This window comes from Caballeronia sp. AZ1_KS37, from assembly GCF_023631165.1.
Lineage (GTDB): Bacteria > Pseudomonadota > Gammaproteobacteria > Burkholderiales > Burkholderiaceae > Caballeronia > Caballeronia zhejiangensis.
On record NZ_JALQDP010000016.1, the window covers coordinates 75,914 to 91,502 of the forward strand.

Consider the following 15,589-nt stretch of genomic DNA (forward strand, 5'->3'; position numbering starts at 1 on the left):
TCAGTTCGGCACGTTGACGATGCCGCCCGCCACCGAGATCGCGTTCGCGCCGGGATCGGTCGCGATGGGCGGCAGATTCGACGTCGTGAGGGCGGGCGCCGAACCCGCCTTGCCGCCGCGCGCGACCGTCCGCACCACCTGCGACGGCGGCAGCGGCGCGTTGTTCTTCAGGTGGTTCCACATCAGGTTGAGCGCCTGAATGTCGTAGTAGTGGACCGGAATGAAGCGCGTGTCGAAGCCTGCCACGCTCAGGAACGCGTCGAAGTGCTGACCGTTCGTGATCTCATACAGCGAAAGCTGGCTCTTGCTTCCCTCCGCCACGCGATTCGCACCCAGATACGGCCGCGACGCATGATTGATCGGCACGAGCGCATCCGCCCGGCCCTGCACGATGATCGCGGGCTTGCCGCGAAGATTCGCGTTCACGCGGATCGCATTGACGCTGCCCGCCATCGTCGCGTTGCCGTTCGTCCATAACGCGCGCAGGCAGGCGGCGCCCGCGTAGCTGGCATCGGGCGTCGCCAGCCGATGATCCGCCGCGCCCGTCGTTCCCGCGTTGTAGACCAGGTTGATGCCGTTGGTCGGCGGCACGCCGTTGCCGTTGCCGAAGATCGTCGGCATCGGCGAGACGAGCGGCGTGACGCCGGCCGCGCCCGTCGCCGCGCTGGTCGTGCCGAAGCTGAACTCGCAGAGATTGTCGAGCACGCTCGCTTTCATGTACGCATCGGCGTAAGTCACAGCGACGGCCGGCACCGCCTGCGAATCCCACATCGGCGCGTGCAGCGTGTCGGAATCGCTCTCGTAGCCTGCCTGATGCAGACGGTTCAGCGCATCGGTCGCCTGCTCCGTCGTCGTGCCGCCCGAGACGAAGCCGTTGGCGGCAAGCGTCGCACAGCGCGCCGTGCGGATCGCGTTGGTCGTGGCGGGCAGAAGCGTCGTCAGATACGGCGCGCCTGCCGCAGCGGGCGCGAGCGCCGCGCACGGCTGCAGCAGGTTCGCGAGCGTCATGTAATCCGCGAGCGGCCTGCCGAACGAGCCGACCGGCACGCCGCCCTGCCGCACCGAAACCTGCGACGGCAAATTCAGATTGATCTGCGGCTCGCCGACGACGACCGCCGTGATCCAGCCATCGGTGTCCTGTTCCGCCGCCGCCAGCGATGCGCCGCCGCCGTTGCTCACCGATGCCGCGATCGTCGTGATGCTGCCCTTGCTGTAGCGCGCCTGATGCGTCGATCCGCTGACCGGCCCGAACATGTCGTTGAGCGCCCAGTACGCGAACTGGATCGCCTGCAGCGTGTTCTTGCCCCAGTCCTGCTCCGGGTTTTGCTGCGAATGCGCGTGCTTGTACGCGTAGCGATTCGGGAACGCCGAATTGAACGACGACAGCGCCGACGCGCTCACGTTCGCCTTAAAAATCGCCTTGGTTCCGGCGATGTCCGCACTGGCGAGCGTGCCGTCGATGAGCGTCACGAGCGTCGTCGAAATTTCCTGCGCGCCGTTGCCGCTGCCCTTGTCCGTGTAGGCGACCGCGCAGCCGCGCTTGAGGCCCCACTCGCCCGCCGCCGAAATCGCACCGTAGACGCCGCGCGATCCCGATGACGTCGCCGTGACGATGCACGGCTGGTCCGGATTGAAGCTCGTCGGGATCTGCACGAGCAGGCTCACGTTCTGCCTGCCGCTGCCATCGTCCGCGTAGGCGATGTACTCCTTGCCCGCAATCTTGCCTTCGCCGAGCGAGTCGTTGCCGTTCAGATCGATATTCGGCCCCCAGAAGCGGCCGTAGCCGCCGTTCGCCGACATGTCGACGAGCGCGCGGTAGTTCGAATAGATCGCGAGACGGCGCAATTCGGCTGCCGTCGGCGCGGCGGGCTTCGCGAACGTCGGCGCGGTCGCCGACGCGAGGCCCGTCTTGCCGAGACCGGCCGTGAGCAAATCGTCGGAGACGCCGTCGTAAGTCTGGGTGTTGACCGAGCCCGAGATGAAGCTCGGCAAGCTGTTGGCCGGCTCGCCGCCGCCGCCGTTGTCGTCATCGCCGCCGTGGCATGCGGCTAGTGTCGCCGCCGCCAGCAACGCCAGCGCGCCGAGCGCGGCCGTTCGCGGCACATCCTGCAAAGCCTGCAACCTCGGGAAACGCGCGAGTCTTTTCATTTGAATCTCCGCCATCGGTTCCGATTGAGTGATGCGATTTTCAAGCGATCGACAATGCGAGTATCGCGCCGATCGAACGCCAGTCACAGCCGATTTCACGCGCGCCGGCTGCAAAAGCTCCAAACGACAACGGGCCCCGGCGGCGACGCCGGAGCCCGTTCAAACGCCCGCCAGACGAGCGAAGCTTGCGGCATCGCGAGATGCCGCCCACTGCCTGTGATGCGTGTTATTGCCCGCCGCCTTGAACGCCGAGCGTAATCTTGTTGGAGACCGACTTCACGCCCGGCACGCCCTTCGCGACTTCTTCGGCCTGAGCGATCTGGCCGCCTTCCGGCACCGTGCCGGTCAGCGTGACCGCGCCGCTGCGCGCGCGCACGAACACGTTCGACACGTCGAAGCCCTGTGCCTTCGACAGCGCGCGGCGCACGTCGTAGCCGAGCTTGCGGTCGGTTTTCTTGGTCGCGGATTTCTGAGCCTTGGCCGCCGCTGCCGAGTCGGTGCTCGTGGCCGCCGCGTCGCTCGATTGCGCATAGGCGCTCGATGCCACGGCCACGCACACCACCACGCCCAGCGCCTTCAACAGATCGACTGCTTTCATGATTTCTCCTTTTGTTTCGCTTGTTGACTTCGCACAGTTGCTACTTCGCTCGTTTTGCACTTCAAAAGCGGGCCGCATTCCCAGCGGCTGGGCAACGACATCGAGCGGCTGACCGTGACCGCGCGCGCCCGGCGCCTGAAACTGACGCGGGAATAGCGGCGGCAAGCCGGCGGATGCGGCTCACGGTGCTGCGAGAGACTGGCGATCGAAACAAATCACGGCCGGTTTTTTCGGGCGATGACGCCCGCCGGCTCGAATATGACCTGCCGCATGGCGCCTGCTTGGCGGTCCGCGAACCCACATTCCGGGCTGCGGCGCGCGAGGAGCCTTGTCGTGCGGCGGCGAACGTCAATTTAGCCCAGCGCGGCCATTAGCGCAAAGCATTTAACAATGCGGCCATATGCGACGCCGTTCGCAAGCAACAGCGCGCGCTTTCTACACACGCCTGTCACACGGCGCGCCGGGCCCGCGGTCATCCGGGCGACGCGCGATCTCATGTACCATCGACGCCATGCCGGCCGTCCGGACGCGCCGCTCGCGCGCCTCGCCGAACACGTTCGGGCAGACGTGGGCGCATCGCGATCGGCTAAGCTCGCACGCACGAAGTTTCAAGATTACCGACGAGATGACCCACCCTTCAGGAAACAATCCGGGCCACGATCCGGACGTCCCGCCCAAACGCAAGCCCCTGCCGAGAATCGGCGCGCGCTTCGTCGCGATCTCATGGCGCGATCTCGCGCTCACCTTCGGCCCGATCCTGCTCGTGTGCGCGGCCGCGCTCTATGCCGCCGTGCGGCTGATCCAGCCCGCGCCGCCGAGCACGCTGACCATCGCCGCCGGCCCGAAAGGCAGCTCGTTCTGGACGAGCGCGCAGAAATACAAGACGATCCTCGCGCGCAACCGCGTGACGCTGAACATCCTCGAGACGCAAGGCTCGCTCGATAACCTGACGCGCCTCGAAGACCCGAAATCGAACGTCGACGTCGGCTTCGTGCAGGGCGGCCTGACCAAGCCGGGCGCGACGCACGACAATCTGGAATCGCTCGGCAGCGTGTCCTACGTGCCGCTCGCGGTGTTCTATCGCGGCGCGACGGTCGTCAGCCGATTGTCGGAGCTGAAGGGCAAGCGGCTCGCGATCGGCGCGGAAGGCAGCGGCACGCGCGTGCTCGCGCTGAATCTGCTGAAGGCGAACGGCATCGAGCCGGGCGGTGACACGGAACTGCTGCCGCTCGCCGGCGACGAAGCCGCGAAAGCGCTCGAAGACGGCCAGATCGACGCAGCCTTTCTGACCGGCGACTCCGCGCAGCCGCCGACGATGGCGAAGCTCCTGCGCACGTCCGGCATCCGCTTCATGGATTTCGCCCAGGCCGACGCCTACGCGCGCCGCTTTCCGTATCTGACGGAAATCGACTTGCCGATGGGCGCCTTCGATTTCGCCCGCAACCTGCCGCCGCGCGCGGTCCACATGATCGCGCCGACCGCCGAACTGGTCGCGCGCGACAGCCTGCATCCGGCGCTCTCCGATCTGCTGATCGAAGCCGCGCGCGAGGTGCACGGGCGCGCGAATCTGCTGCAGCGGGCGAACGAATTCCCCGCGCCGCTCGTGCACGAATTCCGCATCAGCGACAACGCCGAGCGCTATTACAAATCCGGCAAGAGCTTTCTGTACCGTTCGCTGCCGTTCTGGGTCGCGAGTCTCGCGGATCGCGTGCTGGTCGTGCTGGTGCCGCTGATCGTCGTGCTGATTCCGGGCTTGCGGCTCGTGCCGGGACTGTATCGATGGCGCGTGAAATCGCGCATCTACCGCTGGTATGGCGCGCTGATTGCGATAGAGCGGGAAGCGATCAGCGGCCCCGACACCGCGCAGCGCGACGCCCTGCTCGACCGCATCGACGCGATCGAAACGGCCGTCAATCGCATGAAGATGCCGCTCGCGTTCGCCGATCAGTTCTACGTGCTGCGCGAGCACATCGGTTTCGTGCGGGAGCGTCTCGCGCACGCGCCGGTCGCCCCGGCCGACCAAACCCGCGCGCGCGACATGGCGCAACAGCATGCGGCCGGTGTCGTTCGCCAAGCAGACACGGAGCAAGGCAGCACGTAATATCTGTTGGAGAAACGTTAAAAAAGGATGCGACGCCGCGCGCTGCATCCGTCATGCAGGACACGACAAAAAACGAACAGATGCGGCTCAGAGCGCGCCGCCGCGCGAGCAAAGCCACGGAATCTCAGGGAGAAGGGAACATGAGTGCCCCGCATTCGACCAGCACCGGTCATCCGTACTTTTTCTTCGACTTCATATCGCCGTTTTCGTACTTGCTGCTGGAGCAGCATGAGAAGTGGCCCGACATGCCGTTCGAGCTCGTGCCCGTCCAGTTGATGAAGCTGCTCGACCGCTGGGGCCAGCCGCACGCCGCGACGATTCCGTCCAAGCGCGTCTTCACCTACCGGCACGCGCTGTTTCGCGCGGAGCAGCTCGGCATTCCGTTCAAGATGCCGCCCGCCCATCCGTTCGATACGAGCAAGGCGCTGCGTCTTGCCGTGCTCGCCGACGGCGACATCGCCCGCGTGCGCGAAATCTTCCGCTACATCTGGCGCGAAGGGCGCGATCCCGCGACGCCGGAAGGCTTCAAGGCGTTGTGCGAGCACGTCGGCATGCCGGAGGCCGTGACGCGCATCGAGGATGAGGACGTCAAGGCGAAGCTGCGCGACAACAACGACCGCGCCGTAGCGATGGGCGTGTTCGGCGTGCCGACTTTCCTCGTCAACGACCAGATCTTCTGGGGCGAAGACACGCTGCCGATGGTGCTCTACGTCGCGCGCTCGCCGAACTGGCTCGACGGCGCGGAAGTGAAGCGCATCAGCGCGCTGCCGATCGCGCCGAAAGACGCCGATTTCAGCTGACGGCGGCCGGATGGCGGAGGCGCCTATGCCGTGCATAGCGCGCCTGCTATGGCGTCAAAATTGGATAAGCGGTTTACTTCGGCTTTAGGGCTCGCGAGTTCGCGCCCGCGCGTCCTGAATTCACTTGCTTGCCATGAACGATCCCGCCGACTCACTCGACATCTGGCTCATCCGCGTGCTGCGCACCTTGCTGCTGGAGCGCAGCGTGACGCAGACCGCGCAGCGGCTGAACCAGACGCAACCGGCGATCAGCACCGCGCTGCGCCGTCTGCGCGAGATCCTGAACGACCCGATTCTCGTGCGCGGCAAACAGGGCATGGTGCCGACCGAATACGGCGAATCGCTGCTCGCGCCCGCGCAACGCGCATTGCGCGAAGTGGAATTCGTCGCGACGCCGCACGGGGATTTCGACCCGCGAAGCTCGCGCCGCACGTTCCGCGTGGCCGCGCCTGATTATCTGAACGATTTCTTCATGCCGACGCTCGTCGCCGCTTTTCGCGACGCCGCGCCCAATGCGCGTCTGGAGATCGAGTCGCTGAATCCGATGCGCGATCACGAGCGCATGCTCGACGAAGGCGAAATTGATCTGATGGTCGCGAACTGGACGAAGCCCGAGCCGCGCTTCGAACGCCAGGATCTTTTCAGCGACGTATTCGTCTGCCTGATGCGTGCGAATCATCCACTCGCGCGCGAACCGCTGACGGCGGAACGCTACGCGCTCGCCGCGCACCTCGCGCCGACGCCGTATAGCGGCGGCCGGCGTCATCCGATCGACATCGGGCTCGCGCGCGCGGGCATCGAAAGGCGCATCGTCACGACGATTCCGTACTTCGGCCTCGTGCCGCAGGTGCTGTTGCAGTCGGACCTCATCTTCACCGCGCCGCGCCGCTTCGCGCAGCACTATGCGGCGATGCTGCCGCTCGCCGTGCTCGATTCGCCGGTGCCGTTTCCGCGCATCAAGTGCTACCAGCTTTCGGTGCCGCAGCCCGATCAGCCGACGGACATCGCCTGGCTGCGCACGCTGATGTCGACCGTTTCCGACTCGCTCACGGGCCGGAAGCAAGTTGCGGCGGCGGCATCGGGCGATGAAACCGCCGAACTGGGCGAAGCCGCGAAGTAACGCACGCGCGGCGGGACTTCGGTACTATCCGAACGACACCTTCTGCCCGCCCGCTCACATGGATGCTCTCGACAAACTGATTCAGCTTGCGAGCCTTGCCGGCGCGCTCGATCTGCGCTGCCTGCTGCGCGGCCCGCTGGAACTGGATCACGCGCCCGCGCCCGCCGGCGAAGCGGTGTATCACGTCGTGCTCGACGGCGCGTGCACCGTCGTGCGCAAAGGTCACGCGCCGCTCGAACTGACGGCGGGCGACATTTTCTTTCTGCCGCGCGGAGACGCGCATGTGCTGAGCATCAAGGCGCGCGAAGGCAGCTCGTCCAAAGCCGAGATGGAAGCGCGCGACAACGGCGCGGTCACGGTAAGAAGCAATTGCGGCGGGCAGCCGCCGGGCGTGGACTTGCTGTGCGGGCGCTTTCTCTACGCGCCGCGCGCGCTTCTGATCGACGTCCTGCCGGATGTCGTGCACGTATCGTTCTCGAACGCGTCGGCTTCCTATCTCGCGCCGCTCGTCCAGACGATGCGCCGCGAAGCGGAAGATGCGCAACTGGGCGCGCCGTCGATCGTCACGGCGCTATCGACCGCGCTCTTCACGATGGTGCTGCGCGCGTGGCTCGACGGACAGCCGTCATTGGCGGGCGTGCTCGGCTTGCTGGCGAACCGGCGGCTGGGCGCATCGATCATCGCGATGCTCGAGCGCCCCGCCGAACCGTGGACGCTGGAGATGCTCGCCAAGGAAGCGGCGATGTCGCGCGCCACGTTCATGCGCGCGTTCTCGGCGCATTCGGACAGCTCGCCGCTCGCGTTGCTGAGTCATGTGCGGATGCAGCTCGCCAGCACGATGCTCACGCATACGAAAAAGAGCATCGCGGATGTCGCGGCCGATGTGGGGTATCAGTCGGAAGCGGCGTTTTCGAAGCGGTTCAAGGAGCTTTATGGCGTCGCGCCGGGACGCTTCAGGCAGACCAACGGCATCGCTTGAAGCGTCATCGTGGCTCAGGCGGAAAGATGCGCTGCGTTCACCGCCGGCGTTCCGAGCCTCGCCGTCATCTCCCGCACGCGCAGCAGTTGCGCGGCAACGGCGAGCCCGATCGACCACGGCGCCTTGTCGACGATCCCTTCCACGCCGATCGGACACGTGATCTCCGGCAGCCGGTCCGCCGCCACGCCACGCTCCATCAATCGCCGCTCGAACTTGACGCGCTTCGTCTTCGAGCCGATCAGCCCGAAGTAAGCGAAGTCGTCGCGCCGCATGATGCGTTGCGTCAGCGAAAAGTCGAGCGAATGATCGTGCGTCATCACGATGAAGTACGCGCCCGGCGGCGCTTCGTCGACGATCGCGTCGGGCAGATCGGTCGCTTCGATCTGCACGTTCGCCGGCACTTCGTCGGGGAAAAGTTCGTCGCGCGCATCGACCCATTGCACGACGCACGGCAACGTGCCGAGCACCTTCACGAGCGCGTGGCCGACGTGGCCCGCGCCGAACAGGACGACGTGCATCATGAGCGCGCGCTCCTCACCGCATTCACCGCCTTCAGGATTTCTTCGGCCGTCGCGGGCGCGTTGAGCGGCGGATTGATCTTGTGATCGCCGACAGCGGAAACGGCATCGCGGATCGCGAAGAACACCGAGAACGGCAGCAGCAACGGCGGTTCGCCGACGGCCTTCGAACGATGGATGCTGTCCTCCACGTTGCGATTCTTGAAGAGATCGACGCGGAAATCGGCGGGCATGTCGTTGGTCGTCGGAATCTTGTAGGTCGACGGCGCGTGCGTCATCAGCTTGCCGTTGTCGTCCCACCACAGCTCTTCCGTCGTCAGCCAGCCCATGCCCTGCACGAACGCGCCTTCCACCTGGCCCTTGTCGAGCGCCGGATTCAGCGACGCGCCCACGTCATGCAACGCATCCGCGCGCAGCACGCGCATTTCGCCGGTGAGCGTGTCGATCACCACTTCCGACACTGCCGCGCCATACGAGTAGTAGTAGAACGGACGGCCTTGCATCGTCGCTGCATCCCAGTGGAGCTTGGGCGTCGCGTAGAAGCCGTCGGACCACAACTGCACGCGCGCGAGATATGCCTTCTGGACGACTTCGCCGAACGGAATGGCATCGTCGCCGACGATCACGCGGTCGTTCGCGAAGCGCACTTGCGCCGGCGTGACGGTGCCGCCGCCGAACTTCTCCGCCGCGAACTTCGCGAGCCGCTCGCGCAACTGGCGCGCGGCGTCCTGCGCGGCCTTGCCGTTGAGATCGGTGCCGGTCGATGCCGCCGTCGCCGATGTATTCGCGACCTTGCTCGTATCCGTCGCCGTCACGCGCACGCGCTCGAAGTTCACGCCGAGTTCGTGCGCAACCACTTGCGCGACCTTCGTGTTCAGGCCCTGGCCCATTTCGGTGCCGCCGTGATTCACGAGCATCGAGCCGTCGGTGTAGATGTGAACCAGCGCACCCGCCTGGTTGAAGTGCGTCACGTTGAACGCGATGCCGAACTTCACCGGCGTCAGCGCGAGGCCCTTCTTCAGGATTGCGTTGTTCGCGTTGAATTCGTCGATGGCCGCGCGGCGCTTGCGATACTCGCTCGTCTCTTCGAGTTCGGCGATCAGTTCGTGGATGACGTTGTCCTCGACCGTCTGGCCGTAAGGCGTCTTGTTGTTTTCCGTCTTGCCGTAGAGATTCGCGCGGCGCACGTCGAGCGAATCCTTTCCGACCGCACGCGCGACGTTATCCAGAATGTATTCGATCGCGAACGCGCCCTGCGGCCCGCCGAAGCCGCGAAACGCGGTGTTCGACTGCGTGTTGGTCTTGCCGCAATAGCCTGCGATCTTCACGTCCGAGAGCCAGTACGCGTTGTCGAAATGGCAGACGGCGCGCGTCATCACCGGGCCCGACAAATCCGCGGAGAAACCGCAGCGCGACGTCATGTCGACGGACACGCCTTCGATCTTGCCGTCGTCGTCGTAGCCGACTTCGAAGTCGTACACGAAGTCGTGACGCTTGCCGGTGATCATCATGTCGTCGTCGCGGTCCGGACGCAGCTTGACCGGGCACAGCAACTTCCATGCGGCGAGCGCCGCGCAGCACGCGAAAATGCCCGACTGCGATTCCTTGCCGCCGAATCCGCCGCCCATGCGACGGCATTCGACCAGCACGTTATGCGAATGCACATTCAGCACGTGCGCGACGAGATGCTGCATTTCCGTCGGATGCTGCGTCGAGCAGTAGACGTGCATGCCGTCATCCTCCTTCGGCACGGCATAGGCGATCTGGCCTTCGAGATAGAACTGTTCCTGGCCGCCGAGCTTCATCGCGCCGCGCTCGTGATGCGCGGCTTTCGACATGCGGCTTTCGGCGTCGCCGCGCGCGAGCTTCAGCGGATTGAGCACATACGATTCCGCTTTGCGCGCGTCTTCGGGCGTGAGAATCGGCACGAGGTCTTCGAATTCGATGGTCGCGCGACGCGCCGCCAAGCGCGCCGTATCGTGCGACGTCGCGACGACGATGAACATCGGCTGGCCGACGAACTGCACGATGCCCTGAGCCAGCACCGGATCGTCGTGGATGATCGGGCCGCAATCGTTCACGCCGGGAATGTCCTCGGCGGTGAATACGGCGACCACGCCCGGCGTCGCGCGCACGGCGTCGAAGTTCATCGACACGACCTTCGCGTGCGCCTTCGGGCTCGTGCCGAGCGCGGCGTGCAGCGTGCCCGCGACGAGCGGAATGTCGTCGGTATAGCTCGCGCGCCCGCTCACGTGCAGATGCGCCGACTCATGCGGACGCGATACGTGGACCTGCTTGAAAGCGTCGATTTCGTTCGCGAGCGACTGAGCGTCGGCGATGAATGCTTCTGCTTGCTGATTCATGTTCTTTTGCTCCTTCGCTTACTTCGCTTCGACGAGTTCGATTGCGCGCACATCCAGCTTCGATTTGTCCAGCGGATCGTGCGGGCGCGTCTCCAGCCAGAAGCGATACAAGAGGCTCTTTGCGGTGTCGAGGCGATAGTCGCTGCTCGCGCGCATGTCGGTGAGCGGCTGGTAATCCTTGGAAAGCGCGATCATCGCGGCCTGCGCGGTGGCTTCGTGCCAAAGCGCATCGTTGAGAATGGCTTCGGCGTGTTCCGCGCGCTTCGGCGTCGCGGCCATGCCGCCGTAGGCGAGGCGCGGCTCGCGGATCGTGTCGCCATCGGCGATGAAACTGAACGCGGCGTAGACGGCGGAAATATCGGAGTCGAAACGCTTCGACAGCTTGTACGCGCGGAACTTAAGGTTCGCGCGCTTGCCCGTGCGCGTCGGCACGCGGATCGCGGCGACGAACTCGTTCTCGCGCATGTCCTTCTTCTGATACGCGATGTACAGATCCTCGAGCGGCATCTCGCGCAGACCATCGACGCTTTGCAGGACGACGCGCGCATTCAGCGCGATGAGGCCGGGCATCGAATCGCCGATCGGCGAGCCGTTCGCGACGTTGCCGCCGAGCGTGCCGGCGTTGCGGATCGGCAGCGACGCGAAACGCAGACGCGTCTCTTCGAGTTCGGGATAGAGCTTCACGAGTTCGTCGTACGCGCGCTCGACCGACACGCCCGCGCCGATCTCGATCCATTCGTCCGTCGTCTCGACGCGCTTGAACGAGTCGATCTGCCCGACATAGACGATATCGCCCAGATCGCGCAACTGCTTCGTCACCCACAAACCGACGTCCGTGCTGCCCGCGAGAATCCGCACGTTCGGGTTTTTGTCCTTGATCGCGGCGAGCGCTTCGGTCGTGCGCGGCGCGTCGAACTGGCGGCCGGCGTGCTCGTAGTGGAACGTGTCGTCGCGCTTCAGGCTTTCGAGCGTGCGCGCGAGCGCCGGCACGTTGACGGGCGCGAGCGGCGCGCGGTCGAACATCTGCTCGGCAGCGTCGATGATCGGCCGATAACCCGTGCAGCGGCACAGATTGCCCGTCAGCGCATCGCTGATCTCCTGGCGCGAGGGCTTCGTCTTCTCGCACGTTCCCGGGCAGCCGGTCGTCGCATGACCGTGCTTTTCGTAGAGCGCGAACATCGACATCGCGAAGCCGGGCGTGCAGAAGCCGCATTGCGAGCCGTGACAATCGACGAGCGCCTGCTGCACCGGATGCAGCGTGCCGTCCTGCTGGCGCAGGTCTTCGACGGTGAAGAGCGCGCGGCCGTCGAGCGTCGGCAGAAACTGCACGCACGCGTTGACGGCCTTGAACGCGACGCCGCCCGCGCCGTCCGGCTCGCCGATGACGACCGTGCACGCGCCGCAGTCGCCTTCCGCGCAGCCTTCCTTGGTGCCGGTGCAGCGCGCGTCTTCGCGCAGATATTGCAGGACGGTGCGCGTCGTCGACGCGCCGCTCACTTCCTGGATCGCGTTGCGGTGATAGAAGCGGATCGGCTCAGTCATGGATGTCTCGGGGCTCTTCGATGCTTTTTCGCTGGTTGCGCGGGATGCGCAGCCGGTGGCATTCGCGATTTCGGACCTTTTCAGATTAGTCCTGTCGCTTCGATGGTTCAAAAGCTATCACCGCCAAAATCGATAACCCATAGGCGGCATTGCATGAACGACATATTCTTCGTCCGATATGTGCTGCGAGCCTTATCCAGCAAGGCCTGCGTCGGCGGCGCCCGATGACTCGGACAGGCGATTTGTCCTAGCTGGTTACAAAACGACTGCGACGTTGCGCCGCAACATATGGGACAATCACGCCTTCGCGCCGAATTCAACCCCGCAATTTCCCTATGTCCACCGAGTCCCGCATCAAGCCGCAAAGCGACTTCGCCGTCACGCTGCGGATTCTGCCCGTCGTGCTGTACACGTTCCTTTGCTACCTGACGATCGGCATTCCGCTCGCGGTGCTGCCGGGCTTCGTGCACACGGATCTCGGCTACGGCTCGGTGATGGCGGGCGCGGCGATCAGCGTCCAGTACTTCGCGACGCTGCTGTCGCGGCCGCTGGCGGGCCGCACCGCCGATACGCTCGGCCCCAAGAAAACCGTGCTCTACGGTCTCGCGGCGTGCGCGGCAAGCGGCGTGCTGCTGCTCGCCTCGGCGCTCGCCGCGCAGTGGCACGCGGTGAGTCTCGTGCTGCTGGTGATCGCGCGGCTCGTGCTCGGCTTCGGCGAGAGCTGGGTCGGGACGGGATCGATCACATGGGGCATCGGGCGCGTCGGCGTGAACAACAACGCGAAGGTGATTTCGTGGAACGGCATCGCCACTTACGGCGCGCTTGCGATCGGCGCGCCGCTCGGCGTCGCGATCGATCATTCGCTGGGATTCGCGTCGCTCGGGCTGATCGTGATCGCGCTCGGCGGCTTCGGCTACTGGCTCGCGACGCGCATGGCGAGCGTGCCGATCGTGCACGGCGAGCGCATGTCGTATCGGAGCGTGTTCTTCCGCGTGTTGCCGCATGGACTGGGACTCGCGCTCGGATCGGCGGGATTCGGCTCCATCGCGACGTTCATCACGCTTTACTATGCCGCGCACAACTGGCCGAATGCGGCGCTTTCGCTTACGGTGTTCGGCACTATGTTCATCGGCGCGCGGCTTCTGTTCGCCAACACGATCAAGGCGTATGGCGGGTTTCGCGTGGCGATCGTGTCGTTTGCGTTCGAATGCGCGGGTCTGCTGATGCTGTGGCTCGCCGCCGAGCCGACTTTCGCGCTCGCGGGCGCGGCGCTGACCGGCTTCGGATTCGCGCTCGTGTTTCCGGCGCTCGGCGTCGAGGCGGTCGGGCTCGTGCCGCCGGCCAGCCGGGGCGCGGCTTTGTCGGCGTATTCGGTGTTTCTCGATCTGTCGCTCGGGTTGACCGGGCCGCTCGCTGGGTATGTCGCGGGTGAGTTGGGGTACGGGTCGGTGTTTCTGTTTGCCGCGCTGGCGGCGGCGGCGGCGGTGGCGTTGTCGGTGGCGCTTTATATGCGCGGTGGGCGTGGGGTGGGTGGGCCGGCTACGGCTTGAGCTCAGTGCTTTCGTAGCGTCGCGTTGCGTCGGGCGCGTTTTACCGGGTCCCGTTTTCGGGTCGGTCGATCGGCACTGCCCCTGTGCGGGGCGCACCTGATTTCTTTGCCGTCGACCAGAGCTAGCGCTTTAGCGTTTACTCTGGTCCTGTGCAAAGAAAGTAGCTTCTCAGGCCCGCGGTCACACGCACGTTGGGTAGTACTCTCGTCCCAGGCGGCACTCGCCTAAGTGTCGCCCTCAAAGGACCAACCGGGCTTGAATCGCGCACGGTCTGTCTCATCGCGCCGAGCCACTGGATCAGCACGAGTTGGCTCCGGCCCGCTGCGCCGGCTACGGCGTCGCCCTTTACGTGCCGGCCTTCGATCCGTGTAGTTGCAGCCCCAGCGCCTTGACCACTTTCAGGATCGTGCCGAAGCTCGGGTTGCCATCCTCCGATAACGCTTTATAGAGTCCTTCCCGGCTGATGCCGCTATCGCGCGCCACTTGCGCCATACCCCGCGCGCGTGCGATCACGCCCAACGCATGCGCGATAAACGCCGGATCGTCGCCGCCTTCCTGCAGACACGCATCGAAGTATTCAGCGATATCGTCTTCCGTTTGCAGATGTTCGGCCGAATCCCACGGCCGCGTCTTGATTCTGGCTGACGTCATCATTCACTCCATGTTCAGATGTCGAAGCATCGCGTGAGCCGATTTGATGTCTCGTTCCTGCGTCGACTTATCGCCGCCACACAGAAGAATCACGAGGACATCGCCGCGCTGCACGTAATACACGCGATACCCCGGCCCGTGATCGATACGCAACTCGATAATGGGATGCCCGGCAGAATTCGTATCGCCGGGATTTCCCAACGCGAGCCGGTCGATTCGGACCTGAATGCGGCGCTTCGCAATCCGGTCCTTCAGCGAGGCGAACCAGTCGTCGAAAACCTCGGTCGTGCGGATGTTCAACATCGTTGATCGTAGTCCATGGTTCACAGCGTGTAAACCACAGTTCACACGACTAAATTGAAGCAGGCGCGCCTTCCGGCCTTGCGAGTCTCACCAAGATAAGAAACAGAACGCCCCTTCGTCTTCAGCGTTTGTCTTAAAATCCCCGCTTGGCCCATTAGCGTCCGCTTTATGAACCCGACCTCGGAAGACCGCTGGCGCGATTTGCGCCCGGACCCGGACAGCGACACTCCGCTCTACCTTCAACTCGCCCGCAAGCTCGCCAACGCTATCCACGACAATCGCTGGAACGCAGGCGAAGCGCTGCCCTCCGAGCGCGTGCTGTCGGAAGCACTCGGCGTCTCGCGGATCACCTCGCGAAAAGCGATCGCGCTGCTCGTCGAACAAGGGCTCATCCGCCGCGAACAAGGCGCGGGCAGCTTCATCACGCCGCGCTACGAAGACCCGCTCTCGCGTCTGTCGAGCTTCTCCGAAATGCTCCGGCGCCGCGGCTTCAAACCGAGTTCCAAATGGCTCTCGCGCAGCATCGAGCCGGCCAATCGCGAGGAAGTCATCCAGCTCGGCCTCTCGCCCGCCGCGACCGTCACGCGCCTGAAACGCCTGCGTCTCGCCGATGACATCGTCATGGCCGTCGAGAATTCCACCTTTCCGGCGTCGTGCATTCCCGATCCGCAGACCATCGGCGATTCGCTCTACAGCTATCTCGATGCCCGCGGGCTTTCGATCGTGCGCGCGCTTCAGCATTTCCGCGCCGTGAACGCGAGCCCGGAGATTGCCGAGCAGATGGGCATCGCGCCACACGACGCGCTGCTGCTCATCACGCGCGTCGGCTACACGGCCGATCAGCGCGCCATCGAGCTCACCGATACCTACTGCCGCAACGACTACTACGACTTCGTCGCCGAGCTGCGAAAGTAAC

At 65.0% G+C, this 15,589-nt stretch carries 13 protein-coding genes; 6 read left to right on the forward strand and 7 right to left on the reverse strand.

Annotation, left to right across the window (positions count from 1 at the left end):
- Together NCS00_RS11350 and NCS00_RS11355 are read right to left on the reverse strand one after the other, a co-directional pair.
- Entirely contained in the window at positions 1–2,148 is a 2,148-nt protein-coding gene (locus NCS00_RS11350; RefSeq protein ID WP_250440142.1) for a D-(-)-3-hydroxybutyrate oligomer hydrolase, read from the reverse strand.
- Between the two features lie 226 nt (positions 2,149–2,374).
- Positions 2,375–2,746, reverse strand: coding sequence for a BON domain-containing protein (locus tag NCS00_RS11355; protein WP_061162774.1), 372 nt, complete (start codon positions 2,744–2,746; stop codon positions 2,375–2,377).
- 625 nt (positions 2,747–3,371) lie between these two features.
- Between NCS00_RS11355 and NCS00_RS11360 the strand changes: the two genes are divergently transcribed.
- The 4 genes from NCS00_RS11360 (at position 3,372) to NCS00_RS11375 (ending at position 7,746) form a co-directional block, all read left to right on the forward strand.
- A complete protein-coding gene (locus NCS00_RS11360; protein WP_175980446.1) occupies positions 3,372–4,847 on the forward strand; it encodes a TAXI family TRAP transporter solute-binding subunit in 1,476 nt (491 codons plus the stop codon).
- A gap of 140 nt (positions 4,848–4,987) precedes the next feature.
- The gene (locus tag NCS00_RS11365; protein WP_008342696.1) at positions 4,988–5,647 is read left to right on the forward strand and encodes a 2-hydroxychromene-2-carboxylate isomerase; all 660 of its coding nucleotides are present in this window, start codon (positions 4,988–4,990) and stop codon (positions 5,645–5,647) included.
- 133 nt (positions 5,648–5,780) lie between these two features.
- Positions 5,781–6,767, forward strand: coding sequence for a LysR family transcriptional regulator (locus tag NCS00_RS11370; RefSeq protein WP_250435098.1), 987 nt, complete (start codon positions 5,781–5,783; stop codon positions 6,765–6,767).
- Positions 6,768–6,825: 58 nt separating this feature from the next.
- Entirely contained in the window at positions 6,826–7,746 is a 921-nt protein-coding gene (locus NCS00_RS11375) for an AraC family transcriptional regulator (protein WP_250440143.1), read from the forward strand.
- 14 nt (positions 7,747–7,760) lie between these two features.
- On the opposite strand, the gene xdhC is transcribed toward NCS00_RS11375, so the two are convergent.
- Genes xdhC through xdhA form a run of 3 tightly spaced genes read right to left on the reverse strand, consistent with a single transcriptional unit; the run spans position 7,761 to position 12,169 of the window.
- Positions 7,761–8,267: a xanthine dehydrogenase accessory protein XdhC gene (gene xdhC / locus NCS00_RS11380; RefSeq protein WP_239295087.1), complete on the reverse strand. Its 507-nt coding sequence runs from the start codon at positions 8,265–8,267 to the stop codon at positions 7,761–7,763.
- Positions 8,264–10,627, reverse strand: coding sequence for a xanthine dehydrogenase molybdopterin binding subunit (xdhB, locus tag NCS00_RS11385; RefSeq protein WP_250440145.1), 2,364 nt, complete (start codon positions 10,625–10,627; stop codon positions 8,264–8,266). Before xdhB ends, xdhC begins: the two co-directional genes overlap by 4 nt.
- Before the next feature lie 18 nt (positions 10,628–10,645).
- Entirely contained in the window at positions 10,646–12,169 is a 1,524-nt protein-coding gene (gene xdhA, locus NCS00_RS11390; RefSeq protein WP_250440146.1) for a xanthine dehydrogenase small subunit, read from the reverse strand.
- Between the two features lie 335 nt (positions 12,170–12,504).
- Between xdhA and NCS00_RS11395 the strand changes: the two genes are divergently transcribed.
- Positions 12,505–13,719, forward strand: coding sequence for an MFS transporter (locus NCS00_RS11395; RefSeq protein ID WP_250440147.1), 1,215 nt, complete (start codon positions 12,505–12,507; stop codon positions 13,717–13,719).
- A 345-nt stretch (positions 13,720–14,064) separates the two neighbouring features.
- Here the strand turns inward: NCS00_RS11395 and NCS00_RS11400 are convergent, their stop codons facing one another.
- Both NCS00_RS11400 and NCS00_RS11405 read right to left on the reverse strand, forming a co-directional pair.
- Complete coding sequence (locus tag NCS00_RS11400; protein WP_239295091.1) at positions 14,065–14,370, reverse strand: addiction module antidote protein; 306 nt, start codon at positions 14,368–14,370, stop codon at positions 14,065–14,067.
- A gap of 3 nt (positions 14,371–14,373) precedes the next feature.
- The gene (locus tag NCS00_RS11405) at positions 14,374–14,673 is read right to left on the reverse strand and encodes a type II toxin-antitoxin system RelE/ParE family toxin (protein ID WP_239295092.1); all 300 of its coding nucleotides are present in this window, start codon (positions 14,671–14,673) and stop codon (positions 14,374–14,376) included.
- Positions 14,674–14,841: 168 nt separating this feature from the next.
- Between NCS00_RS11405 and NCS00_RS11410 the strand changes: the two genes are divergently transcribed.
- The gene (locus NCS00_RS11410; protein ID WP_008342704.1) at positions 14,842–15,588 is read left to right on the forward strand and encodes a GntR family transcriptional regulator; all 747 of its coding nucleotides are present in this window, start codon (positions 14,842–14,844) and stop codon (positions 15,586–15,588) included.
- The last annotated feature ends 1 nt before the right edge of the window (position 15,589 follow it).

Excerpts from the sequence above, each read along its gene's own strand:
- NCS00_RS11405 (WP_239295092.1), bottom strand. The coding sequence starts at position 14,673 with ATGTTGAACATCCGCACGACCGAGGTTTTCGACGACTGGTTCGCCTCG.
- NCS00_RS11410 (WP_008342704.1), top strand. The coding sequence starts at position 14,842 with ATGAACCCGACCTCGGAAGACCGCTGGCGCGATTTGCGCCCGGACCCG.
- xdhB (WP_250440145.1), bottom strand. The coding sequence starts at position 10,627 with ATGAATCAGCAAGCAGAAGCATTCATCGCCGACGCTCAGTCGCTCGCG.
- NCS00_RS11375 (WP_250440143.1), top strand. The coding sequence starts at position 6,826 with ATGGATGCTCTCGACAAACTGATTCAGCTTGCGAGCCTTGCCGGCGCG.
- xdhC (WP_239295087.1), bottom strand. The coding sequence starts at position 8,267 with ATGATGCACGTCGTCCTGTTCGGCGCGGGCCACGTCGGCCACGCGCTC.
- xdhA (WP_250440146.1), bottom strand. The coding sequence starts at position 12,169 with ATGACTGAGCCGATCCGCTTCTATCACCGCAACGCGATCCAGGAAGTG.
- NCS00_RS11360 (WP_175980446.1), top strand. The coding sequence starts at position 3,372 with ATGACCCACCCTTCAGGAAACAATCCGGGCCACGATCCGGACGTCCCG.
- NCS00_RS11370 (WP_250435098.1), top strand. The coding sequence starts at position 5,781 with ATGAACGATCCCGCCGACTCACTCGACATCTGGCTCATCCGCGTGCTG.
- NCS00_RS11350 (WP_250440142.1), bottom strand. The coding sequence starts at position 2,148 with ATGAAAAGACTCGCGCGTTTCCCGAGGTTGCAGGCTTTGCAGGATGTG.
- NCS00_RS11400 (WP_239295091.1), bottom strand. The coding sequence starts at position 14,370 with ATGACGTCAGCCAGAATCAAGACGCGGCCGTGGGATTCGGCCGAACAT.
- NCS00_RS11395 (WP_250440147.1), top strand. The coding sequence starts at position 12,505 with ATGTCCACCGAGTCCCGCATCAAGCCGCAAAGCGACTTCGCCGTCACG.
- NCS00_RS11365 (WP_008342696.1), top strand. The coding sequence starts at position 4,988 with ATGAGTGCCCCGCATTCGACCAGCACCGGTCATCCGTACTTTTTCTTC.
- NCS00_RS11355 (WP_061162774.1), bottom strand. The coding sequence starts at position 2,746 with ATGAAAGCAGTCGATCTGTTGAAGGCGCTGGGCGTGGTGGTGTGCGTG.